This window comes from Bradyrhizobium sp. 63_E2_N1_3 (assembly GCF_052076005.1).
Taxonomy (GTDB): Bacteria; Pseudomonadota; Alphaproteobacteria; order Rhizobiales; family Xanthobacteraceae; genus Bradyrhizobium; species Bradyrhizobium barranii.
The window spans coordinates 6,970,241-6,993,314 of record NZ_CP197235.1; the positions used below are offsets into that span (position 1 = coordinate 6,970,241).

19 protein-coding genes and 1 pseudogene are annotated in these 23,074 nt (G+C 64.0%); 7 read left to right on the forward strand and 13 right to left on the reverse strand.

The features are described from left to right. Positions 1 to 190 precede the first annotated feature (190 nt). The 4 genes from fixL to AB7531_RS33150 all read left to right on the forward strand — a co-directional run bounded on the left by fixL (position 191) and on the right by AB7531_RS33150 (position 3,597). Positions 191 to 1,708 carry a sensor protein FixL gene (gene fixL, locus AB7531_RS33135; protein ID WP_063986575.1) on the forward strand — a complete coding sequence of 506 codons (1,518 nt, stop codon included), beginning with the start codon at positions 191 to 193 and terminating at the stop codon, positions 1,706 to 1,708. A 3-nt stretch (positions 1,709 to 1,711) separates the two neighbouring features. Next, a complete protein-coding gene (gene fixJ / locus AB7531_RS33140) occupies positions 1,712 to 2,329 on the forward strand; it encodes a response regulator FixJ (protein WP_063984827.1) in 618 nt (205 codons plus the stop codon). Positions 2,330 to 2,372: 43 nt separating this feature from the next. Next, positions 2,373 to 2,795 carry a response regulator gene (locus AB7531_RS33145; protein ID WP_063984828.1) on the forward strand — a complete coding sequence of 141 codons (423 nt, stop codon included), beginning with the start codon at positions 2,373 to 2,375 and terminating at the stop codon, positions 2,793 to 2,795. Between the two features lie 103 nt (positions 2,796 to 2,898). Beyond that, positions 2,899 to 3,597, forward strand: coding sequence for a helix-turn-helix domain-containing protein (locus tag AB7531_RS33150; RefSeq protein WP_063986576.1), 699 nt, complete (start codon positions 2,899 to 2,901; stop codon positions 3,595 to 3,597). 42 nt (positions 3,598 to 3,639) lie between these two features. Here AB7531_RS33150 and AB7531_RS33155 read toward each other — a convergent pair whose 3' ends face one another. Genes AB7531_RS33155 through AB7531_RS33170 form a run of 4 tightly spaced genes read right to left on the reverse strand, consistent with a single transcriptional unit; the run spans position 3,640 to position 9,560 of the window. Further along, positions 3,640 to 4,953 carry an MFS transporter gene (locus AB7531_RS33155; protein WP_063984829.1) on the reverse strand — a complete coding sequence of 438 codons (1,314 nt, stop codon included), beginning with the start codon at positions 4,951 to 4,953 and terminating at the stop codon, positions 3,640 to 3,642. A gap of 23 nt (positions 4,954 to 4,976) precedes the next feature. Continuing rightward, positions 4,977 to 5,510 (reverse strand): PRC-barrel domain-containing protein, encoded by a 534-nt coding sequence (locus tag AB7531_RS33160; protein ID WP_063984830.1) that lies wholly within the window; start codon positions 5,508 to 5,510, stop codon positions 4,977 to 4,979. Between the two features lie 22 nt (positions 5,511 to 5,532). After that, positions 5,533 to 7,737, reverse strand: a complete 2,205-nt coding sequence (locus tag AB7531_RS33165; protein WP_441280226.1) for an amylo-alpha-1,6-glucosidase — start codon at positions 7,735 to 7,737, stop codon at positions 5,533 to 5,535. A gap of 59 nt (positions 7,738 to 7,796) precedes the next feature. Further along, the gene (locus AB7531_RS33170; protein ID WP_028150105.1) at positions 7,797 to 9,560 is read right to left on the reverse strand and encodes an ABC transporter ATP-binding protein; all 1,764 of its coding nucleotides are present in this window, start codon (positions 9,558 to 9,560) and stop codon (positions 7,797 to 7,799) included. Positions 9,561 to 9,832: 272 nt separating this feature from the next. Between AB7531_RS33170 and AB7531_RS33175 the strand changes: the two genes are divergently transcribed. Beyond that, a complete protein-coding gene (locus tag AB7531_RS33175) occupies positions 9,833 to 10,903 on the forward strand; it encodes a glycosyltransferase family 4 protein (protein WP_063984831.1) in 1,071 nt (356 codons plus the stop codon). Positions 10,904 to 11,080: 177 nt separating this feature from the next. On the opposite strand, the gene AB7531_RS33180 is transcribed toward AB7531_RS33175, so the two are convergent. The 6 genes and pseudogenes from AB7531_RS33180 to AB7531_RS33205 all read right to left on the reverse strand — a co-directional run bounded on the left by AB7531_RS33180 (position 11,081) and on the right by AB7531_RS33205 (position 18,648). After that, on the reverse strand, positions 11,081 to 13,003 hold the full coding sequence (locus AB7531_RS33180) for an alkyl/aryl-sulfatase (RefSeq protein ID WP_063984832.1): 1,923 nt from the start codon (positions 13,001 to 13,003) through the stop codon (positions 11,081 to 11,083). Between the two features lie 253 nt (positions 13,004 to 13,256). Then, positions 13,257 to 14,414 (reverse strand): GGDEF domain-containing protein, encoded by a 1,158-nt coding sequence (locus AB7531_RS33185; protein ID WP_063984833.1) that lies wholly within the window; start codon positions 14,412 to 14,414, stop codon positions 13,257 to 13,259. A gap of 121 nt (positions 14,415 to 14,535) precedes the next feature. Continuing rightward, the gene (locus AB7531_RS33190) at positions 14,536 to 15,819 is read right to left on the reverse strand and encodes a TRAP transporter large permease (protein ID WP_063986578.1); all 1,284 of its coding nucleotides are present in this window, start codon (positions 15,817 to 15,819) and stop codon (positions 14,536 to 14,538) included. Positions 15,820 to 16,059: 240 nt separating this feature from the next. After that, a pseudogene (locus AB7531_RS33195) lies at positions 16,060 to 16,428 on the reverse strand (TRAP transporter small permease); the annotation flags it as partial. Positions 16,429 to 16,664: 236 nt separating this feature from the next. Then, complete coding sequence (locus AB7531_RS33200) at positions 16,665 to 17,666, reverse strand: DctP family TRAP transporter solute-binding subunit (RefSeq protein WP_063984834.1); 1,002 nt, start codon at positions 17,664 to 17,666, stop codon at positions 16,665 to 16,667. Positions 17,667 to 17,877: 211 nt separating this feature from the next. Continuing rightward, complete coding sequence (locus tag AB7531_RS33205; protein WP_063984835.1) at positions 17,878 to 18,648, reverse strand: methyltransferase domain-containing protein; 771 nt, start codon at positions 18,646 to 18,648, stop codon at positions 17,878 to 17,880. A gap of 145 nt (positions 18,649 to 18,793) precedes the next feature. Between AB7531_RS33205 and AB7531_RS33210 the strand changes: the two genes are divergently transcribed. Then, positions 18,794 to 19,537 (forward strand): SDR family NAD(P)-dependent oxidoreductase, encoded by a 744-nt coding sequence (locus AB7531_RS33210; RefSeq protein WP_063984836.1) that lies wholly within the window; start codon positions 18,794 to 18,796, stop codon positions 19,535 to 19,537. Between the two features lie 4 nt (positions 19,538 to 19,541). After that, positions 19,542 to 20,018 (forward strand): YidH family protein, encoded by a 477-nt coding sequence (locus AB7531_RS33215; RefSeq protein WP_245328464.1) that lies wholly within the window; start codon positions 19,542 to 19,544, stop codon positions 20,016 to 20,018. Here AB7531_RS33215 and AB7531_RS33220 read toward each other — a convergent pair. The 3 genes from AB7531_RS33220 to AB7531_RS33230 form a co-directional block, all read right to left on the reverse strand. After that, entirely contained in the window at positions 19,987 to 20,361 is a 375-nt protein-coding gene (locus AB7531_RS33220) for a hypothetical protein (RefSeq protein ID WP_199877110.1), read from the reverse strand. The genes AB7531_RS33215 and AB7531_RS33220 overlap by 32 nt on opposite strands. Positions 20,362 to 20,421: 60 nt before the next feature. Beyond that, positions 20,422 to 22,326 carry an AMP-binding protein gene (locus tag AB7531_RS33225; RefSeq protein WP_231144397.1) on the reverse strand — a complete coding sequence of 635 codons (1,905 nt, stop codon included), beginning with the start codon at positions 22,324 to 22,326 and terminating at the stop codon, positions 20,422 to 20,424. Between the two features lie 339 nt (positions 22,327 to 22,665). Beyond that, positions 22,666 to 23,019: a UBP-type zinc finger domain-containing protein gene (locus AB7531_RS33230; protein WP_063984838.1), complete on the reverse strand. Its 354-nt coding sequence runs from the start codon at positions 23,017 to 23,019 to the stop codon at positions 22,666 to 22,668. Positions 23,020 to 23,074: the final 55 nt, after the last annotated feature.

Consider the following 23,074-nt stretch of genomic DNA (forward strand, 5'->3'; position numbering starts at 1 on the left):
CTATGAACTGGCGCGAAATCTAGCCTCGCCGTGACGGGGCAGGATGAGGTAGATCAAATCGCCGGGCGCGACCTTGCGGGAAATCCGCCAATGGAATCAGACATCCGAACTTGCCTCGGGCCGGTCCATGGGCGAAATTGCGGTCATGTTCGCGGCACCACGCCCGCCGCGCGAAGATGGGAGTCATCGATTGTCGCCGACCCGCGTAACGCATCCGCCAGACGACAGTCGCGGCGAGCATTTCCGGGTCCGGATCGAGGGATTCGGCGTCGGCACCTGGGATCTCGACCTCGCGACGCGCGAACTGGAGTGGTCGGAAACCGCGAGGATGCTGCTCGGTATCGAGCGGGGCCAGCCGGCAAGTTACGACCTCTTCCTGTCGCGCCTCGAGCCCGGTGACCGCGCGCGCGTCGAGAACGCGATCAAGCAGGTCTCCGAGCATGGCGGCGGTTTCGACGTCTCCTTCAGGATTTCCGCCAATTCCGGCCGCGGCAAATGGATCAGGGCGCGCGCCGGATTGATTCGAGACGAATCCGGCGTCGCGCGCCATCTCAGCGGCATCTTCCTCGATATCGACGAGGAGAAGCAGGTCGAGGAAGCCCTGCGCACGCGTGAGACCCACCTCCGCTCGATCCTTCACACCATTCCCGACGCCATGATCGTCATCGACGGCCGCGGCATCATGCAACTGTTCAGCACCGCCGCCGAGCGCCTGTTCGGCTGGTCCGAGCAGGAGGCGATCGGCCAGAACGTCAGCATCCTGATGCCGGAGCCCGACCGCACCCGCCACGACAGCTACATCGCGCGCTATCGCAGCACGAACGATCCGCACATCATCGGCATCGGCCGCATCGTGACCGGCAAGCGCCGCGACGGCACGACCTTTCCGATGCACCTGTCGATCGGCGAGATGCAGTCCGGCGGCGAGCCCTATTTCACCGGCTTCGTCCGCGACCTCACCGAGCACCAGCAGACCCAGGCGCGGCTCCAGGAATTGCAGTCCGAGCTCGTCCACGTTTCGCGGCTGACCGCGATGGGCGAGATGGCCTCGGCGCTTGCCCACGAGATCAACCAGCCGCTGGCGGCGATCAGCAATTACATGAAGGGATCGCGGCGGCTGCTGGCCGGCAGCACCGATCCCAACACGCCGAAGATCGAAAGTGCGATGGATCGCGCCGCGGAGCAGGCCTTGCGCGCCGGCCAGATCATCCGCCGCCTGCGCGACTTCGTCTCCCGCGGCGAGTCCGAGAAGCGGGTCGAGAGCCTGTCCAAGCTGATCGAGGAGGCCGGCGCGCTCGGGCTTGCCGGCGCGCGCGAGCAGAACGTGCAGCTCCGCTTCAGCCTCGATCCCGACGCCGATCTCGTGCTCGCCGACCGCGTGCAGATCCAGCAGGTGCTGGTCAATCTGTTCCGCAACGCGCTGGAAGCGATGGCGCAGTCGCCGCAGCGCGAGCTCGTCGTCGCCAACACCCGCGTCGGTGACGACATGATCGAGGTCGAGGTGTCCGACACCGGCTCCGGCTTCCAGGGCGACGTCATTCCCAACCTGTTCCAGACCTTCTTCACCACCAAGGAAACCGGCATGGGCGTGGGACTGTCCATCAGCCGCTCGATCATCGAGGCTCACGGCGGACGCATGTGGGCCGAGAGCAACCCATCAGGCGGCGCGACATTCCGCTTCACTCTCCCGGCAGCCGATGAGAATTGATCCATGACGACCAAGGGACATGTCTACATCATCGATGACGACGAGGCTATGCGGGACTCGCTGAACTTCCTGCTGGATTCCTCCGGCTTCGGCGTCACCCTGTTTGACGATGCGCAAGCCTTCCTCGATGTCCTGCCCGGCCTTGCCTTCGGCTGCGTCGTCTCCGACGTGCGCATGCCTGGAATCGACGGGATCGAGCTGTTGAAGCGGATGAAGGCGCAGCAAAGCCCGTTCCCGATCCTGATCATGACCGGTCATGGCGACGTGCCGCTCGCGGTCGAGGCGATGAAGTTGGGGGCGGTCGACTTTCTCGAGAAGCCGTTCGAGGACGACCGCCTCATCACCATGATCGAGACGGCGATCCGCCAGGCCGAGCCGGCGGCGAAGAACGAGGCGATCTCGCAGGACATCGCCGCCCGCGTCGCCTCCCTCAGCCCGCGCGAGCGCCAGGTCATGGAAGGGCTGATCGCGGGCCTCTCCAACAAGCTGATCGCCCGTGAATACGACATCAGCCCCCGCACCATCGAGGTCTACCGGGCCAACGTCATGACCAAGATGCAGGCGAACAGCCTCTCGGAGCTGGTCCGGCTGGCGATGCGCGCCGGGATGCTGAAGGATTGAGGCAGGTCAAAATCATTCTCCCGGGCCGTGCTAGCCAAAGGGGATGATCGAGATCGGCTCGCACCAACAGCGGCTTCCAGTGACGTCATCCGCAAAGCCCACCGTCTACGTGGTCGACGACGATGCCGCCGTGCTGGGATCCCTGCAATTCCTGCTGGAAACCGACGGCTTTGCCGTGCGGACCTTCAGGAATGCCACGGCGCTGCTGAATGCCAGCGGCGCGCCCGGCGCGGACTGCTACGTGATCGATTACAAGATGCCCGACATCAACGGCATCGAGCTGGCCGGCCGGTTGCGCCAGTCCGACGAGGGCACGCCCGTGATCCTGATCACCGGCTATCCCGATGGGAATATCTCGGCCCGGGCGGCCGCAGCAGGCGTCAAGGACGTGATTTTGAAGCCGCTTCTCGACGAAACCCTGGTCAAGTCCATCCGCCACGCCATCCAGGGCGGCCGCGGCAACTGACCTACGGGGTTCTACGTAGGTAACCTCCCTTAAGATATCTCGCGAAATTTTCGAAGCGCCCGAACCCGCGTACCAAAGCGTCATCACAACGGAGATGGCGCAGATGCTGACCGAGACGCTCAACACCCAGGCGATCAACACGCAAATTCGTGGCAAGATTGCTCCTGCCCATCCCGTCTCCGACCAGTTCGGCGCGATCGCCGGCCATGTCGGCCTCGTCGCCACGGAGTTCTCCTACCGCAAGGACGAGGAGATCTACGGCGAGGACGAGCCGGCCGAATATGTCTACCAGGTCATCACCGGCGCGGTGCGCAGCTACAAGCTGCTCTCCGACGGCCGCCGCCAGATCGGCTCCTTCCATCTTCCCGGTGACGTGTTCGGCCTTGAATCCGGTCCGAGCCACCGCCTCGCCGCTGAAGCCATCATCGACACGACCGTGCGCCTGGTGAAGCGCGCGAGCCTGGAGAAGGCCGCCAGCACCGATGTGCAGGTCGCGCGCAAGCTCTGGGCCATGACCGCCGGCGAACTACGTCACGCCGAGGACCACATGCTGCTGCTCGGACGCAAGACCGCGATGGAGCGCGTTGCAACCTTCCTGCTCGAGATGGACCGCCGCCTTGCGGTAGCCGGCATGATGGCACTGCCGATGTGCCGCCGCGACATCGGCGACTATCTCGGCCTCACGCTGGAGACCGTGTCGCGCGCGCTGTCGCAGCTTCATGCCCAGGGTATTTTGGGATTTTCCGGCGCCCGCCAGATCGTGCTGCGCAACCGTCAGCGCCTGCACAATCTCGACGCCTGATTTCTGTCTTCCTCCCCACCCGCTTTGGCCGGCTGAATTCGTTCAGCCGGCCAATTTTTTCGGCGCGATCATGCCGGTGCGCCGGGTTTCCGGCATCACAAAGAGGATCAGCAAAAGCCCGGTCGCGGCGACGCCGGACAGCCCGATGAAGGCGGTGGCATTGCCGAACTTGTCGCTGACATAGCCGCCAAGCGCCGTGCTCAAGGACGCCCCGATGCCGGTCGCGGTCCCGACAATGCCTTGCGCCAGATTGAAATGGCCGCTGCCGAAGGCGACGTCGGCCACGATCAGCGGGATCATCACCGCGAACACCGCCGCCGTGATGCCGTCGAACACCTGCACCGCGACCAGCAGATAGGGATCGCGCACGGTCGCAAACAGAAGGCCCCGGATCGTCAGCGCAGCGAATCCGATCAGCAGCAGCGGGCGCCGGCCCCAGAGCTGCGCCTTGCGCCCGACCGTCGGCGACAGCAGCGCCACAATCGCCTGCGGCACGACGATGCAGAAGGCGACGAGCACGGTTGCCCACTGGCTCGACCGCGCCGTCACCGCGCTCGCCATCAGCGGCATCATCGCGGCGTTCGCCAATTGCAGCAGCAGCACGCTCAGCGCGAAGACGATGAGCGGGCGTTGCCGGATCAGGTGCCAGAGATTGGTGTCGCCTGGAACCGGCGCCTCGCGCGGCATCTCGCCGTGACAGCGCGCGATGTCCACTTCCTCCTCGCGGATGCGCGACAGCGCGATCAGGGTCGGAATCGCGAGCAGGAAGGTGACGAGGAACACCGAGCGGCTCGACAGGAGATAGCCGGCCGTGCCCATCACGGCGGCGGCGACGCCGTTGCCGAGGGACGCAAAGCGCGCATTGCGGCCGAGCCGCTCGCCGATCGCAAGCGGACCGACCAGGCCGAGGCTGATCGCCGCGATCGCCGGCCCCAGCACGCAGCTCGCCGCCGCATGCAGCGTGGCCGCAGCAACCACCACGGGGAAGATCGGCATCGCCGCATAGGCGAGCGCGCAGAAGCCGATGGTCGCTATCGCAAGCGCTGCGACCAGCCGCTCGGACTTCGCGGCATCGATGATCGCGCCACCGGGCATCTGTCCGATCAGCGCGACGATGCCACCGATCGACAGCACGAGGCCGATCTCGACCTGGGTCCATTTCTGCGTCGTGAGGTAGACCGCGATGAAGGGGCCGAACCCGGTCTGCACGTCGGCGAGGAAGAAGATGAACCAGTCGAGGCCGCGCAGGCTCTGGCGCGACGGCGCCGGAAGGCCCGCAGGCGGCGGCGCGGCAACGTTGTACCGTTCAACGCGGCTATCGCGATCTGCGTGGTTCGGCGTCCTCGACAACAGCACCGGCGGCCATCCCTCCCCGCGCCTCACTGAATCGCTTGCAGCGGCTGCAGGCTGCCGGACGCGCCGAGCACCACCATCGGCGTGTCTTCCTTGTATTCCGGCGCGGCTGCGACCTGCGCCTTGGTCAATTCCAGTGTGATGCTGTCCTTCTTGTTGGCAATCTTGCCGAACCGCATCGCGTTCCAGTCCACCACGATCTTGCGGCTACCGACGCCGAGGAAACCGCCGAAATCAATCACGGCGGCGCGCACGCGGCCGGCGCGGTCGACGATGATGTCGACGATGCGGCCCATGTCCTCGTCGGCTGCGCTGCGCACGTCACGGCCGAGCACGCCATGGGCGTCGCTCGCACCGATGATGGTCACGGACGGCGGCGGCGCGGCGTCCTTCGGCGTGACCGGCACGGTGGAGGTCGACGGCTGCACCGCGGCCGGCGCGTTCGCTTCGCTGGGGGGCGTCGTTGGGCCCGCGGGCGGTTCCTCCGCGGCACGCGATGCGGCGACCGTCAATCCCGCGACGATCGCTGCGCTCAGAACCAACCATCCGGCGGTACGCATAAAACCCTCCTCGCAGGCGCCGCTAGCGTGCCAGCACGATCGAGACCTGGATCTGGCCGCGCGTGCGCAAGACCTCCAGCGCGACGTCGTCGCCGTGACGACTGACGCGCAGATCCACGCTGGAATTGCCCAATCGCAGATCGCGCAGGATCACCTCGTTCAGGAACGCCGGCAGATGCGGATTGCGCAGGCGAATCTCGCCGCGCGCGACGTCGAACTCGATGCCGAGCGCTGCCTCCAGCAGCGTGAATGGCGTCGCGCTGGCCCAGGCCTGCGGCGCGCAGGCGACCGGATAGAGCGTCGGGCCGCGCCGCTTCTCGCGCCGGAAGCCGCAGAACAATTCGGGCAGCCGCCGCAGGTCCATGTATGTCGCCGCGTCGAACAAGCCCTTGAAGACATGCGCCACCGAATGCTTGAGGCCGTAGCGCGCGAGCCCGAGCGCGATCAGCGCATTGTCGTGCGGCCAGATCGAGCCGTCATGATAGGACATCGGATTGTAGCGCACCTCGCCTTGCGCGACCGTGCGGATGCCCCAGCCCGAGAAGAAGTGCGGCGCCATCAGATCGGCGGCGACGAGACGTGCGCGGTCCTCGCGGATCATGCCGCTGAACAGCACCTGCCCGGCGTTGGATGTCCGCACCTTGCAGGGCCGCTTCTTGCCGTCGAGCGCGAGCGCATAGGTACCGAGCTCCTCGCACCAGAATGCCTTCTCGAACCGCTCGGCCAGCGCCTTGGCCTCGGTCTCGAGCTTTTTGGCGAGGTCCGGCTTGCCGAGCCGCAACGCGCAACGTGCGGCGAGCTGCTTGGCGGCAAAGACGTAACCCTGCACCTCGGCAAGGGCGAGATTGCCTTCCGCAAGCTGGCCATCGGCATGGAAGATCGCGTCATACGAGTCCTTCCAGCCCTGGTTGGCGAGGCCCTTTTCGGTGGCGCGCTGGTATTCGACGAAGCCGTCCCTGTCGGGGTCGCCCGGGCCGTCGATCCAGGCCAGCCCCGCCTCGATCGCCGGCCACAGCTCGGTCAGGGTCTTTTCGTCGCCGGTGCGCTCGAAATAGCTTCCGGCGAGCAGCACGAACAAGGCGGTCGAATCCACGCTGCCGTAATATTGCGCGAACGGCACCTCGCGGAGCGCAGCCATCTCGCCGCCACGCATCTCGTGCAGGATTTTTCCGGGCGCCGCATCGTTCAGCGGATCGACCGTCTCTGCCTGAAAATGCGCGAGCCGCCGCAGCACGCCCTTCGCGACCCGCGGATCGATCCACAGCATCTGGAGCGCGGTGATCAGGCCGTCGCGGCCGAACGTCGTCGAGTACCAGGGAATGCCGGCATAGGGATAACGCCCCTGCGGCGTCTCCGTCATGAGCATGTTGAGGTCGGCCATGGCCTGGCACAGCACCTCGTTGAAGATGTTGTTCGACGTCTCGATGCTGGCCATGCCCTTCGTTGACTGGCGCATCTCGCGGCGATGGGCGAGCAGGCCCCTGAAGAAGCGCGCGGGCTTCTCCGCGATCGGCCGGTTGCAGGACACCGCCACGAAAAGGGATTTCGACTGGTGCGGGTCCAGGTCGAGCTGCCAGGTCGCGGCATTCACCGACAGCCGCGTCGGACGCGGGTCGAAATGCAGGCCGGTGGTACGCACGGCATCGTCAAGCCCGCGATAGTGGAACAGCACGTCGGTCGGCCCGAGCAACTTGCTGGTGCCGGTCCCGCGGTGCGGGCGCCGCTCGCCGCGCACCTCGAACAGATCGGCAAAGTCGCTGTCGAACAGCATCGTCAGCTCCGGGCTGGCGCGACGGTCGCCATGGTTCTGCACGCCGATGCGCTGATAGGCCGTGCCGCGCCACAGGAAGATCGTGCGCACGATGTGCAGCAGGTCCTTCTGCAGCACGATGCGGCCCTGGCGATAGATATCGGGATTGGTGAGATCGACGGTCAGGGCCGAATTGTCATCGCGAAGATTCGAGCCGAGCAGCAGCGGCTGGAGATCGTCGAGCACGAGCTCCAGCCGCGCCAGATAGCGCGTGTCGCAGTTGAACAGGCCGTCCGGCCCGCCCGCGGAGGCGCCGATGTCACCATGGCTGTCCAGCACGATGAAGGTGTCGTCGTGCTTGAGCGACCGACGGGGCCGCGCGGCGGGCCCCGTCATCGGAATGTAGAACGCCTGCTCCGCGACGGCCTCCTCCGTCTGCGTTACCGAGATGATCTGGGTTACGGCTTCGGCTGCCATGAGCTGCTCCCCTGCGGCCAGTTTTTCGAACGCGACCAACGCAAACGCAACTGTTGGACTTACGCGGCGAACTTCGCCAGCCGGCTCATCTCCTGCGTCACCAGCTCACGGTAGGGGCCGTGGCCCTGCATCAGGCGGTCGGGCGCGCCGTCCTCGATGATCTTGCCATTCTTCAGCACCAGGACGCGATCGAAATTGCGCAGCGTCGCCAGCCGGTGCGCGATCGCGATCACGGTACGGCCGCGCATCAGGCGCGACAGCGCCTCGCGGATCGCCTCCTCGGATTCGCTGTCGAGCGCGGCGGTCGCTTCGTCCAGCAGCAGGATCGGCGCGTCCTTCAGGAAGGCACGCGCGATCGCGATGCGCTGGCGCTGGCCGCCGGACATCTTGACACCGCGGTCGCCGACCATGGTGTCGAGACCTTCCGGCAGGCTGTCGATGAAATCGCAGCGCGCCGCGATCGCCGCGCGCAGCACCTCGTCGTCGGTCGCGTTCGGACGGCCGTAGCGGATGTTCTCGCGGATGGAGCGGTGGAACAGCGAGATATCCTGCGGCACGACCGAGATGGCCTCACGCAGGCTCAGCTGGGTCACCTTGGAAATATCCTGGCCATCGACGGTCACGCTGCCTTCATCGACATCGTAGAACCGCTGCAGCAACGTGAACAGGGTCGATTTCCCTCCGCCCGACTGGCCGACCAGGCCGACGCGCTGGCCGGGCTGAAGCCGCAGGCTGAACCGTTCAAAGATTTTTTCGCCGCCGGGATAGCCGAAGGTGACGTTGTTGTACGCGATCGCGGCGCCGCTCTTCATCAGCGGCTCGGCCTCGGGATGATCGCGCAATTCATGCGGCACGAGCAAGGTCGCGATCGCCTCGGTCAGGCGCGCGACGTGCTGGGTGACATCGACCAGCGCCACCGCGAGGTCGCGCGTCGCGTTGAGAATGGAGAGGCCGAGCGTACAGACCAGCACGACATCGCCGGTGGTCGCCTCGCCCTGCTGCCAGAGCGTGATCGCCCAGGCCATCAGCGCAACCGTCAGGACGACCGTCACGCCGGCATGCGTGAGCCGCAGCTTTTCCAGATAACGCAGGCTACGGCCGCGCGCGGTCAGTTCCCGGTTCACCGTCGCGTCGAACCGCTCGTGCTCATGGCCGATGCCGCAGAAGGCGCGGACCAGCGGCATGTTGCTGATGACGTCGATCATCTCGCCGTCGACGACGGCGGCCTTGTCGGCAAAGTCGTCATGCAACGGCTTGCCGGCTGCGGCCAAATGGAACATCGCTATCACCATACCGCCCGCGACCACGATCAGGCCGAGTGCCATATAGGGACTGACGGTTCCAATCAGCCCGATGGCCGCAATTGTGGCGATGCACGGCGGCAACACATTCCAGACGAACATGTTCTCGACCGTGAACACCGCGTTTGAGGTCGCGGTGATACGGCTCGTCAGCATGCCCGGCATGCGATCCGAGAAATAGCTCGGCGCGTGTCCGGTTAGATGACGAAATATGTCACGGCGTAAATCGCCCGTGACACGAACGAAGGTGAAGCTCGCGGTCCAGCTCGCGATCCGCCACAGGAAATTATCGGCAGCGATCAGCGACATGAGTAAAATGAATGCCAGCCATACGCTGCCACCGTGCGAAGTTCCCGCGGACAGGCTGTCGACCAGGGATTTGACGCCGTATTGCGTGCCCACGGAACAGGCAACGGCTGCAACGACAGCGGTCAGGATCACGAGATGCGATGCCGGCCGTCGTCGCAGATAGCGCAAGACAAAGGCAAATGGCCTGCGCGCGTAACCAGAAAGATGATCCATGTGACTGCGACCCCGTCGTATTGATTTCGATTTTTCTATTAGCCGATTGAACATCGACCGCTTCGCCTCGGTTCCCGGGCCGGGCCATCACGACATGCGGATGCGGACGATGTGAGAAGAGGAGATGGCAGCATCGCGGCCGACTGAAGTGTGTCGAAGAAGTAACGTTCGTTGAAGGAACTTCGCAATTGCGAGAACGTTCCCTCGTCTGGCATGCCGGTGCCGAGACACGGCGGGGGTTTTACTTCCATGATCACAGAGGAGATGGCGAGATGCGCATCGCGCAGGTAGCTCCGTTGACTGAGGCTGTTCCACCCAAGCTGTATGGCGGCACCGAGCGGGTGGTGCACTGGTTGACGGAGGAGTTGGTTGCCCTTGGACACGATGTCACGCTGTTCGCCAGCGGTGACTCGCAGACGTCGGCGAAGCTGGACGCACTTTGGCCGCGGGCGCTTCGCCTCGACGGTTCCGTGCGTGATCCCAACGCGCTGCATATGGTGCTCCTGGAGCGCGTGCGGCAGAAATGTGACGACGAGGAGTTCGACTTCCTCCACTTCCATCTCGACTACTATCCATGGTCCCTGTTCCACCGGCAGCCGACCCCGTTCGTGACCACGCTGCACGGCCGGCTCGACCTGCCGGAGCATCAGCCCGTGTTCAACACCTTCTCGAAAATGCCTGTCATCTCGATCTCGAACGCGCAGCGCAGGCCGGTGCCGCAGGCGAACTGGGTGACGACGATCCAACACGGCCTGCCGGAGACCTTGCTGACGCCGAAGCCGGCGAAGCAGGAATATCTCGCCGTGCTCGGCCGCATCGCGCCAGAGAAGGGCGTTGACCGCGCCATCAAGATCGCGATGCATTGCGGCATCCCGCTGAAGATCGCGGCCAAGGTCGATCGCGCCGACCAGGACTATTACGACGAACTGATCAAGCCGATGATCCAGAACAATCCGCTGGTCGACTTCATCGGCGAGATCGGTGACCACGAGAAATCCGACTTCCTGAGCGGCGCGCTCGGCCTCCTGCTGCCGATCGACTGGCCGGAGCCGTTCGGTCTCGTGATGATCGAAGCGATGGCTTGCGGCACGCCGGTCGTCGCCTTCAACCGCGGCTCGGTGCCCGAGATCATCGATGAGGGCCTCACCGGCTTCGTGGTCGAGGACATCATCAGCGCCGCCGGCGTCGTCAAGCGCCTGCCGCAACTCGATCGCGCGGCCATCCGCAAGCAGTTCGAGAAGCGCTTTACGGCGCGGCGGATGGCGCTGGATTATCTCGCGGCCTATCGCAGCCTGACGGAAGCGCAGGCGCCGCGGATCAAGCTGGTGAGCAGCGCGGAGTAAGGGCCGCTTTCACCTCACGACACACTGTCATGCCCCGGCTTGACCGGGGCATCCAGTACTCCGCGGCTTCTCGGCTCAAGCACTGCGGTCTCTGGAATACTGGATCGCCCGGTCAAGCCGGGCGATGACAGCGAGAGTGCGGAGGGCGATGCCAGCAAGAACGAGGCGAGCGGTGCCCTAACTCACCACCGCCCGCTTCGGCTCGACGATCTCGAACATGCGCGGGAATTCGTCCATCAGGCCCATCAGCTCGGCAAGCCGTATCGGGTTGCCCGCGAGCTTGATCTTGCCGGCGGCGACCGCTTCCGGAAAGCTCGTCAGTTTCGCGATGACCTCATCGAGCGTTGCGCGCGCGAGCGTGAAACTGGCGTCCGCGCCTTCCGCCTGCACGCCCTCCGTATAAGTCAGCGCGCAATTCTCCAGGTTGAGCACGAAGATCTCGCCGGTATCGGAAAAGCTCCAGTTCAGCACGATGTGCTTGCCCTCGGCCTTGGGGCCGTTGAGCCGAATGCCGAGCACGTCCCAGAGCTGCTCGGTGCGTAGCGCCGCCAGCGTCTCGCGCGGCATCGGCGGACGCGGCGGGGTCTTCGGCATGCCCTGACGCAGCTCCTGCGCGCCGAACAGATAGGCGTTGCGCCAGGTCGAGCTCTCGGCGGCATAACCGAGCTGCTCGAGCGTATCCGCGAGCAACGCACGCGCCGCTTCATTCTCCGGCTCCGCGAAGACGACATGGCCGAGCGCCTGCGCGACAAAGCGAAACTCGCCTTTGTCGAAGTCCTTGCGCGCGCGCGCGAGGATGGCCTCGGCGCCGCCCATGTACTCGACATACTTCTTGCCGGATTCCACCGGCGGCAGCGGATCGAGATTGACCGGGTTGGCATCGTACCAGCCGAGATACTTCTGGTAGATCGCCTTCACGTTATGCCGGATATGGCCGTAATAACCGCGGCCGTGCCAGGCGCCCTCCAGGCTCTTCGGCAACTGGATCGTCTCGGCGATCTCGGCTGCGGTGAGGCCGTGGTTCATCAGGCGGATGGTCTGGTCATGCGCGAACTTGTAGAGATCGCGCTGCTGCCGGATCATCGTTCCGATCCGCTCGCGGCCCCACACCGGCCAGTGATGCTGTCCGCACATCGCCTCTGCCTTGCCGTCCCAGAGCCGCAAGGCCTCGTTGAGATACTTCGACCAGGCCAGCGCATCGCGCACATCGGCGCCGCGGAACGGCAGCAGATTGTGGAAATTGTGCGTGCAGTTCTCGGCGAGGTTCAGCAGCTTGTAGCGCGGGATGAAGAAGTGCATCTCCGCCGGCGCTTCGCTGTTCGGCGCCATCTGGAATTCGAATTCGACGCCGTCGATCACCCGCCTGTCGCCGGTTGCCATGATCAGGTCTGCCGGACGCAGCAGTGCCACGGCGCCCGCCGCCATCGACTTGCCGAGCCCGTTGTCGACCTGCCCCCGCACGCCTTTGGCGAGGAACGGCCCGAACTGGTATTGTGCCCGCCGCAGCATCGCCGGCCCCGCGATGATGTTCTCGGAGACGGCATGCTCCATGAACAGGTTCGGCGCGATGATCGGCACGGCGCCGGTTGCCAGCGCGTCCTCCTCCAGCACGCCGCGCGCGCCACCCCAATGGTCGGTATGGGTGTGGGTGAAAATGACGGCGGCCACCGGCTTCTGGCCACGATGCCTGTAATAGAGATCGAGCGCGGCACGTGCGCCCTCGATCGACGTCAGCGTGTCCACCACGATGACACCGCTGTCGCCCTCGATCAGCGTCATGTTGGCGATGTCGAGCCCGCGCACCTGGTAGACCCCGGGCACCACCTCGAACAGGCCGTGATGCATGTTGAGCCGCGCCTGTCGCCACAAGCTCGGATTGACGGTCGGCGGCGCCGTCTCGCTGGAGAGGAAGCCATAGGGCTTCAGGCTCCACACCGTCCGCCCCTGCGGGTTGGCGATCTCCGCATTTTCGATCGTACCAAGGAAGCCACGCGCGGCGTCGTCGAAATCCCGCGTGTCGGAAAACGGCAGCGCATTCAGCATCGTTGCTTGCTGCGCGATGACGGAGGGTGTTGCGTCCTTCGGCTCGTTGCTGGTCATTCTTGTTTCCTCCCGGCCTGTGCGAGCATCTAACCGCATCTCGCGGGTGATTGCTATCGGAGGAGACTGCCGAAATCGAGCGAGATGCCTCTTCCCTTCTCCCCTTGTGGGAGAAGGTGGCGCGAAGCGCCGGATGAGGGGTATATCTCCGCCCGCAAGACTGTTTGTGCGGAGAGAAACCCCTCACCCGCCTCGCCGCTGCGCGGCGAGCCACCCTCTCCCACAAGGGTAGAGGGTGCACCGTTCGCGTGGCTTACGCAGCGAGCTCTTCCGCCAAGATCTGGCCCGATGCGCTCGCATCCGCCATCCGCAAATCCCGCGCCAGCACATAACCGCCGCGTTCCTGCTTGGCCCGATAGAGCGCCTTGTCGGAGCGCGACAGCAGCGCTTCCGCGGTGCGCCCGTCGTCCGGCGCGACGGCGACGCCGACGCTGACGCCGAGCTCGATCATTTGTCCGTCGATATCATAGGGCGCGCTGATCGACTGCACGATGCGCTGCGCCATCGCTTCCGCATCAGCCGCCGCACGCTGCACCAGGACGAACTCGTCGCCGCCCATCCGGACCACGAGGTCATCCTGCGCGGCGAGCGCCTTGAGCCGCCCGGCGACCTGCTTCAGCAGTGCGTCACCGACGGGATGGCCGAACCGGTCGTTCGCCTCCTTGAAGCGGTCGAGGTCGAGCGTATGAACGGCAATCATCCCGGCCGCCAGCATCTGCGGCAGGTCCGTGGCCAGCACCGAACGATTGGACACGCCGGTCATCGGGTCCAGGCGCGACAGCTGCTCGAACTGCCGCTTGAGCGTGATCTGGTTGATCGAGGCGTTGAAGCTCAGCCGCACCATCTCGAAGCTCGCGACCACATACATCAGGATGAGGAGCCCGAGCCCGACGTGACGCAGATCAGGTTGCATGAAGGTCACGATCGCGGCAGGCGCGGCGATCGCGACGAGATCGAGCAGCGCCGCGACGGGACGCAGCGCCAGCCGCGCCACCACGCCGGCGCCAAAGCCGAAGCCGATGCCGATCGCCATCACGGAACAGAGCGCGTCACCCAGCACGATGCTGCGCGCGGCAAACACGCCAAGCACCAGGGCAGTGGCGACGGTGCCTGCAACATAGCGCCGCTCCCAGAGCACGGCTTCGGCTCGACCGAGCTGCGGCGGATACGCGAGGCGGCGACGGAAGGCGAAGATTTCGAACAGGCGGACAATGGCCACCACGACACCGGCGACCGACAGGCCGGCCGTCACCATGTCGCCGGTCTCGTAGGTCGTAATCGCACCGACCATCGCCTGGCAGGCGGCCGCGAGAACGGTGGGCATCGTCGTGCCGTGAAGACCCGTGATGACTTCCATATAGACGGGGTCGGAAATCGACGCCCGTCCGGATTCCATTCTGTTGAAGAACATGCCAGCCCCATCCGCTGGCATGCTTCTACCGCAGACCCGTAAAAATGGGTTCCCAGCACAGCGATGGCATTTGAGCGCGCGTGTTTACCGCGCGTTAGCCATGTCCCGCCCGCCCGCGGCGCTAATGCATCCCCAGCACCCGCGGCAGCCACAGCGTCAAATCGGGCCAATACGTCACGATGACGAGGAAGCCGAGCATGGTGATGAGCCACGGCAACACGGCGACCGCGAGCTCGGTTATTCGCATGCGCGCTATCATCGAGGCGACATAGAGATTTAACCCGACAGGCGGATGGCAGAGGCCGACCTCCATGTTGACGTCCATCACGATGCCGAAATGCACGAGGTCGATGCCGAGCTTCTTGGCCGCCGGCGCCAGGATCGGCGCCATGATCAGGATGATCGAGTTCGGCTCCATGAAATTGCCGGCGAGCAGCAGGAGGATGTTGACGACCAGCAGGAAGCCGACCCAGCCGAGGTTCTGCGCCGCGATCCAGTCGGCCAAGGTCGCCGGCAGGTTCTCGTTGGAGAGCACGAAGGAGAACAGCACCGCGTTGGTGACGATGTAGAGCAGCATCGCGCTGGTGTTGGCGGCGCGCAGCAGCACCCGCGGCACGTCCACGATCTTGATCGCCTTGTAGACAAACACCGCGATGATAAAGGAGTAGACCGCAGCCATCGCGGCCGCCTCGGTGGCGGTGAACAGGCCGCTGTAGATGCCGCCGATGATGATGACGACCAGCATCAATCCCCAGATGCTCTCGCGGAAGGTGCGGACGGTCTCGCCCCAGCTCGCCTTCGGCAGGCGTGGATAGTCGCGCTTGCGTGCGAGCCACCAGGTGACGATGCAGAGCATCGTCGTCAGCATGATGCCCGGCAGCAGGCCCGCGACGAACAGCGCGCCGATCGAGGTATTGGTGGAGACCGCATAGACGATCTTCGGTATCGACGGCAGCATCAGGATGCCGAGCGAGCCGGCAACGGTGATGATGCCGGCGCCGAAATGCATGGGATAGCCGTGGCGGACCATCTCCGGCAGCACGATCGCGCCGATCGCGGCAACGGTCGCGACGCTCGAGCCGCAGACCAGCGCGAACATCGCGCAGGCGACGATGCCGGCAAGGCCGAGACCGCCGTGCCAGTGGCCGATCAGCGAGGTCGCGAAATTGATCATGCGGCGCGCGACGCCGCCATGGGTGAGGAAATTGCCGGCGAGGATGAAGAACGGGATCGCCATGATCTCGAACCCCTCGATGCCGGTGAAGAGCTTCATCGAGACCGCTTCGATCGGCACCGTGGTCAGCGTGAACAGGAACGTCATCACGGTGAGGCCAAGCGCGATCGAGACCGGGATGCCGGTCAGCATCAGCGCGATCAGCAGCGCGAACACGGTCGCGGCACGCATCCAGTGCGGCAGCACCACCACGCCAAACTTCTCGGCGAGACACATCGCGAAGATCAGGATCGGCGCCATGATCAGGATGACGCCGAGCGGCGACACTTTTCGCGCGGCGGCCCTGGTCGCCGCGCCGGCGGGCTGCGGATGCAGCGCCGGCGAGACGTCGGCCTCCACGCCCTCGACATGGCTCTCGTCGTGATGCGGCAGATGGCCGGTCCAGTAGTAGGACCACGAGACCTGGAGGAAGCGGAAGCACATCAGGCCCGAGCCGAGCGGGATCGCCAGATAGACGAACCACATCGGCGCTTCCAGGTCATTGGACTGCTGGCCGGTCTTGAACATCTCGGCGACGAAGGAGGCGCCGAAGGCCGCGATCATGCCCGTGAACAGCGCGCCGCACAGCAGCGAGAACAGGATCACGTGCTTGCGCGAATGTTCGGGCAGGCGGTTGACGAGCAGGTCGACGCCGACATGGATGCCGGTGCGCACGCCATAGGCCGCGCCGAACTTCGCCATCCAGATGAACATGTAGATGCAGAGTTCCTGCGCCCAAGACAGGTCGAGCTCGGACAGGAAGGTGAACACCGCCATCGACAGCGTCGCGAGCCAGTTCATCCCGTGCGCAGCCGCCCATCTGGAGAGGACGATCGATTCGCCTGCGCCGTAACGGTGCACCACGGCGATGAAGATCAACCCGGTTGCAGCCGCGATGAGCGTCGCGATCAGCCATTCTTCGAGATGGTTGAGCGCCTGATTGAGCACGCGAAGCAAATCAAAGTCCCCCTATCGATGCGAAACGGCCGGAAGTGCGCACACTCCCGACCGTTCGTATTGTCCTTGCGGAAAACGCGTCAGTTCATCTTGACGTCGAGTTCCTTGGCGACGAGATCGAGCACCTCCTGCCCGACCCGACCCTTTGCCCATGTATAAGTCGGCCGCATCGATTCCTGCCACGCCTTGCGGTCGGCGTCAGTCAGATAATGCAGCTTGGTCTTGCCCGCCTTCTTGATCTCGGCCAGCGCGTCCTCGTTCTCCTGGTGCGCGATCTGGTTGGTGTACTCGGTTGCATCCACCATCGCCTTCTCGAGCTGGGTGCGGATGTCGGGCGGCAGGCCGGACCAGAATTTCGAGTTGACGATGACCGCATATTGCAGATGCGCGTGATAGGACACTGTGATGTCCTTCTGCACCTCGTAGAACTTCTGGGTCAGGTAGTTCGACGCGGTGTTCTCGCAGCCGTCGACCACGCCGGTTTGCAGCGCCTGGTAGACTTCGGAGAACGCCATGATCTGCGGGATCGAGCCCATCAGGCGGAAATACTGGTCCGCGATCTTCGATCCGGAGATGCGGAATTTCAGGCCCTTGAAATCCTCAGGCTTCATCAACGCGCGATTCGACGACACCATGTGGAAGCCGTTGTCCCAATACGCGAGCCCGGTGATGCCCTTGGCCTCGAGCTTCTGGAACAGCCACTTGCCGATCGTGCCCTTCATCGCGTTGGAATAGGTCTCGTCGTCCTTGAACAGCCAGGGCAGGTCGAGCGCCTCGAATTCCTTGATGCCGAGCGGCGCGAATTTCGCGGTCGAGGGTGCCAGCATCTGCACCGAACCGAGCTGGAGCGCCTCGATCTCCTCCTTGTCCTTGTAGAGCGAGGAGTTCGGATAGACTTCGATCTTGACCTTGCCGTCGGTGTACTTCTCGGCGAGTTCCTTGAACTTCAGCGCGCCCTTGCCCTTCGGGGTGTCGTTGGCGACCACGTGGCTGAACTTGATGACAACAGGGCTCTGGGCCTGTGCCACGGCTGGGGCCACGAGAATACCTGCGGCGGCGACCGCAAGAAGCAGCTTGCGCATGAAGTAACCTCCCAACAACCTCTAAAACCGGGTTCTTTTTGTTTTGCAGCCCGGTTTGCAGCCCAGTAGTGGCAGCAATCCACCACCCGAACAACTAGACCTAAGCCCAATTTGCCACAGGCAAGCTAGCTTGACGGCTGTTGTCCGTGCAACCCGGGACCCGCTCCCAGTCCCGGGTTGCGAACGGTTATGTCGCATTGCGGCAGTGCGATCAGTCCTTGCGCTGGGCGACCATGAACAGACGCCGGAACGGAAACAGCGTCTGCCCCGCCGCATTCTTCGGATAGGCCTTCGCCACCCGCTCGCCATAGGCGGCCTCGAACGCGGCCTTCTCGTCGCCCTGCAGGATGTCGAGATAGCGCGTCAACCAGGTCCCCTTGGTCCATTCCTTCACGGGATTGTCGCCTTCGAGCACCTGCAGATATTCGGTCTCCCAGATGTCGACGTTCTGGGAAAGCGGCGCGAGTAGATCATGATAGAAGGCCGGCCCTTCGACCGGCGGCGGGGTAACGAGATGCTCGACCTTTGACCGCCACGGGCCGTTCAGCGCCGTCTCGCCGATCAGCACATGCGATAGCGCGAGGAAGTTGCGCGGCATCTGCACCGCAAGCATGCCGCCGGGCGTCACCTTCTCCATGACTGACGGAAACAGTGCCGCATGATCGGGCAGCCAGTGCAGTGCGGCATTGGAATAGATCAAATCGTATTGCCTGGCGGGGCGCCAATGGCCGAGATCCTCGTGCGACCATTCCACATCCGGCGCCGCCTTGCGGCCCGCGGCCACCATCTCGGCCGAGCCCTCGACACCGGTCACGGTCGCGTCCGGCCAGCGTTCCTTGATCAGTTTTGTCACGTTGCCGGCCCCTGCCCCGAGATCGGCGATCGCGCGCGGGGCGAAATCCGGAATCCGCATCAACAGGTCGACGGCGGGCCGAAGCCGATGGCCGGAGAATTTCAGATATTGCTGCGGATCCCAGACCATTGCTCAACGCCTTTTCTTTTTCGTGTTTCCTTCGTCGAGGCTCTTGGTTACCACTGCTCGTCCCGCTCAGGCAATTCGCGAAGCCGGCGGGACGGGCAGGAAACGAACGACAAGAAGCAAAAAGCAAACAAGAGAGCGTGTGACCATGGACCTCGGGCTCAAATCGAAAACCGCAGTCGTGACAGGCGCGAGCATCGGCATCGGCCGCGCCATCGCCAAGGGCCTGGCTGCCGAAGGCGTCCGCGTCGTCGGCGTGGCGCGGCGCACTGATCTCCTTGCCGAGCTGGTGCAGGAAGTCGGCTCCGGCCTGATCACGCCGTTCGAGCAGGACGTGATGGCCAAGGACGCCGCGGAGAACATCGCGGCCTTTGCGCTCAAAGAGCTCGGCCATGTCGACATCCTCATCAACAATGCCGGCGGCAGCCGCCCCCTTCCCGTCGATGCGCCCGACAGCAAATGGGACGAGGCGATCGCGCTGAACTTCACCAGTTACCGCCGCATCGCGCATGCGCTGCTGCCGCAGATGATCGAACGCAAATGGGGCCGCATCGTCAACATCACCGGCAAGTCCGAGCCGGAGGGCCTCAACGCCGCCTTCGCAGCAAAGGCCGCCGTGCACGCCTGGGCCAAGGGCCTGTCGCGCGAGATCGGCGAGCACGGCATCACCATCAACTGCATCCCGCCCGGCCGCATCATGAGCGAGCAGATCCGCCGCAACTATCCGCCGGATTATCGCGAGCGCTTTGCGGAGGAAGAGATCCCGGTCGGCTATTGGGGCGAGCCGGAGGACCTCGCGGCGCTCGCGGTGTTTCTGGCGTCACCGGTGGCAAGGTACATCACGGGCACGGTGATCCCGGTGGATGGGGGGCTGCGGCGGTATCAGTTCTGAGGGCTTGCCCTGGCTTCGCATACAGTGCGCCCCGCCGCTCCGCTCCTGCGGGAATAGCGCGCAACGAAACCCATCGACAACATCCAGAGAGGTCTCGATGATCGAGAGATACTCAGACCACGCGGCAAACGAGCGGACTTTTCTCGCCTGGGTCAGGACGGGCATCGCAATCATCGCGTTTGGCTTTGTCGTCGAGAAATTCAACCTCTTCGTCCGAACTATCGCTGAAGCCAACAGGACGGAGATCGGGTCCCGACTGCAATTCGATCGCTTCACGGGAGCGTTCAGTCACTATGACGGCCTCGCGCTGATCGCGATCGGGATCGCAATCATCGTGATTTCGCTCTTTCGCTTCATCAGGACTGGCCGAATGATTGACGATGCACAATCTCATTCCGCCGGCGGCATCAAGACAGAACTGGTGCTCGCCGTTGTGCTGGGCCTGATCGTTACAGCGATGACCGTCTATTTTGCGCTCTGACTTTGGACCTAGCGGTGGCGCCGGCTTCCATCGACAACGTCTGGAGATCGCTTTGCATCACCATACGGGTCTGGGCATCGAGAGCGCCGAACGGCTCGTCCATCAGGATCATATCGGGGCCGACCTCGGTGTTGACTGACGTGATGTTGCGGCCGCGATGATGGACCGCATGTCTATACATATTCCAAGCCGCCGAAACGAGCAAGCCGAGGCCAATGGTGAGAGTTTGGGCTTCGCGGGTTGAATGAAAGGCAGTGCCGGCTGCGGCATCGCCGCGGCGGTGCGTTGGGGTTGCGGCGTTCGCCGCACACTCGTCCACATCTACTGGCGTCGCCGCCGTCAATGACGCAGAGGCGGTCCCTTTAAGAAACACACTCGGAAGGTCGGCGGCCGGGCTCTCTGGTCATGCATCAGTCGACGTGACTGCATTTCCTGCCGTCGACAACGCGCGTGGATGAGAGGCAAGCCGGATGATGTGCGGCGAGGCTGCTCCGCTATAGAGACTGTCGAGAATGGCGGAACGGTTCTTCAGGACCCCGCGCTGATTGATGTAGCCCTTGTCCGTTGTCTCGCCTGCCGCGAGCGACAGCGGCTGGATCTGGATGGCAACGGCCGATATCCGCGCGTTGGTCGCTGCCGCCAGGTTATGCTCGGTCAAGACCCGATGGACGTATGCGCGAACGCCGGAATCCAATGAAAGGGTGTCACCGGAATCCGCGCCTGCTGCGCCGTTAGCATGTCGCCTTGCACGGTCCGGATTGAGCCATACCAGCGCGACGAGAGAATCGCGGCCCTCGCCTCCGATGACCAGATCCTGCAGCACGCCGCCCATCCGGTTCAGGATGGCGGCACGCAGCTCGCCGACGAGCACCCACGTGCCTGTCATCATTTTGAAATTCTCCGAGAGACGCCCGGAAAACCTCAGGCCGCGGCAGAGATCGGCGGGATCGATGAACGAGACCGCGTCGCCTACCCGATAGAAGCCCTCTTCGTCGAATGCTGCCGCGGACAATTCGGGTAATCCGAGATAACCGGGCATGACGTTCGGGCCACGGACCCGCGCCTCGTAACCGTCCATCGCCGGAACCAGCTTGAGTTCGATGCCGGGTGCGGGCAAGCCGATCTCTCCCGGCGCTTCGCACGGTCGATAAGACACGCAGATGGTCGGCCCGGCTTCCGTGGCACCGTATCCGGCCAAAATCGGAACTCGCTCGCCGCGGACTTCGATTGCATATTCCTGAAGCGTTGCCATTACGGACGCCGGGATCGCCGCGCCCCCGAAAATCATTCTGTCGATGCGATGGAAGAACTTCCGCCTCAGGTCTGGATCCTCGCCGAGCGCGGCGCATAACAACGCGTAACCGGTTGGGACATTGAATGAGGCCGTCGGAGAAACGTCGTGCAGATTGGCGATTGTTCGATGAAACGCTTCGGGCGTCGGTCGGCCATCGTCGATATAGAGAGAGCCGCCGTTCTTCAGAATCCCATTCAGTATGACGTTGCAGCCCATGGTATGATGCCAGGGCAGCCATTCGATCTGAACCAGGGGCTGCGAGACCGGCGTGACCTGAGCGGCCATCTGCAGCACGCTCGACATCATGCGATGGGTATTGATCACTCCCTTGGGAGAGCCGGTCGATCCCGACGTGAACAGGATTCTGCCGACGGTCTCCGGTCCGAGTGCTGCGAACGCCGCCTCAAACGCGTGACCCGGTTTCGCGGCGGATAGCTCCGACAGCGGCGTGGTATCCGCCGCCTCTTCCGCCGTTATCCATTCGGCCTGCGCAAAGCCGGGGATGGCACGGGCTTGCACGAAGGGATCCGCCTTCTGGGCAAACACAAACTTCGGCGTGAGGACCTTCGCGATGTCTTCGATGCGGCTGAGGCCACCTGGCAGAAGACTGTAGCTTGGCGAGATCGGCGCAACCTGCAGACCGATCGACATCGCGGCGAACTGGATCACCGCATTCTCGATCGAATTGCCGGACAGGATGGCCAGCGTATCGCCCGCTGCGCCACCCCGATCAATCAGCGCCTGCCCGACCGAGCGCACTCGAGACCAGAATTCGCCATAGCTGATCGACTGCCATGCATTGTCGCGGGTTCGTTGCGCGAGAAAGACGCGGTCCGGCGTTTCCTGAGCCCAGTGGGGAAGGTATGCGCAAATCGTCCCGCTCACTCCAGCGAGCATAATCCGCGATCGCAATATCAGGGTGCCGTCATCCCTTCTCGTGACCTCGATGTCGGTCGGTGGTGAAGGCATAGAACAATATGGCGTGGAAGCAGGATGGTCGAGAGCAGGCTGCACAGGCGTTCTCCTTTCGATATCCGCGAAGGCCCGGCTGAGGCGGCGGCGATCGACGCAAACGATCTGTAGTCCTCACGCGCAATGAGGCTCCTGCAGAACGTCGGGAGGGCAATATCTCGATGCTACGTTGCGTGAGAATTTCATCTTCGCGAGGATCGCGTTGCATTTGCAATGTCGCTAATCCGGCGCCACGGACACCAGTGAGGGTTCCAATGGGGGATTCACGGGTGCCGAGAGTTCGCGCAAGACGTCCGCCCGTGAGTTCACGCGCGATGCCAGGAAGCAGCCCCGCTGCTAAACGCGCTCGTCGGCTATGGACCAGTTGCCAGAGGCTGCGACCTATTCATGCAGCAGCGATTGCCAGTCTGAAGGCACCGCGCCGTCCGGCCCGGGCACCGGCTGGTCCAACGGATGCGCGTGCGGGCCTTGCAGCTTCGGGCCCGCGAAGGGCTGTCCCGTGCGATAGTCGTAAAACCACCGTTCGCCCGGCTCGAAGCTCGTGATGATCGGGTGACCCGTCGCCGCGTTATGCTTCGTTGCATGCTGATTGGGTGACGTATCACAGCAGCCGATGTAACCGCATTCGACACATCTGCGAAGATGAAACCACCATCCGCCAGCAGCCGAGCATTCCACGCAACCCGTTCCGCTTGGCTTGGCCGCGAGGTTGATGCCATCCCTGTCAGACTTCATCGATCCACTCACTGAAAGTGATTGCGGTCATCGCAAATCTTCGCCGCCATCGCAT

Bases quoted from the DNA above. Each gene is read 5' to 3' on its own strand.
- AB7531_RS33180 (WP_063984832.1), bottom strand. From the start codon at position 13,003: ATGACCAGCAACGAGCCGAAGGACGCAACACCCTCCGTCATCGCGCAG.
- AB7531_RS33185 (WP_063984833.1), bottom strand. From the start codon at position 14,414: ATGTTCTTCAACAGAATGGAATCCGGACGGGCGTCGATTTCCGACCCC.
- AB7531_RS33160 (WP_063984830.1), bottom strand. From the start codon at position 5,510: ATGCGTACCGCCGGATGGTTGGTTCTGAGCGCAGCGATCGTCGCGGGA.
- AB7531_RS33190 (WP_063986578.1), bottom strand. From the start codon at position 15,819: ATGCGTGCCGCGACCGTGTTCGCGCTGCTGATCGCGCTGATGCTGACC.
- AB7531_RS33150 (WP_063986576.1), top strand. From the start codon at position 2,899: ATGCTGACCGAGACGCTCAACACCCAGGCGATCAACACGCAAATTCGT.
- AB7531_RS33170 (WP_028150105.1), bottom strand. From the start codon at position 9,560: ATGGATCATCTTTCTGGTTACGCGCGCAGGCCATTTGCCTTTGTCTTG.
- fixJ (WP_063984827.1), top strand. From the start codon at position 1,712: ATGACGACCAAGGGACATGTCTACATCATCGATGACGACGAGGCTATG.
- AB7531_RS33200 (WP_063984834.1), bottom strand. From the start codon at position 17,666: ATGCGCAAGCTGCTTCTTGCGGTCGCCGCCGCAGGTATTCTCGTGGCC.
- AB7531_RS33210 (WP_063984836.1), top strand. From the start codon at position 18,794: ATGGACCTCGGGCTCAAATCGAAAACCGCAGTCGTGACAGGCGCGAGC.
- AB7531_RS33205 (WP_063984835.1), bottom strand. From the start codon at position 18,648: ATGGTCTGGGATCCGCAGCAATATCTGAAATTCTCCGGCCATCGGCTT.
- AB7531_RS33145 (WP_063984828.1), top strand. From the start codon at position 2,373: ATGATCGAGATCGGCTCGCACCAACAGCGGCTTCCAGTGACGTCATCC.
- AB7531_RS33175 (WP_063984831.1), top strand. From the start codon at position 9,833: ATGCGCATCGCGCAGGTAGCTCCGTTGACTGAGGCTGTTCCACCCAAG.
- AB7531_RS33230 (WP_063984838.1), bottom strand. From the start codon at position 23,019: ATGAAGTCTGACAGGGATGGCATCAACCTCGCGGCCAAGCCAAGCGGA.
- AB7531_RS33165 (WP_441280226.1), bottom strand. From the start codon at position 7,737: ATGGCAGCCGAAGCCGTAACCCAGATCATCTCGGTAACGCAGACGGAG.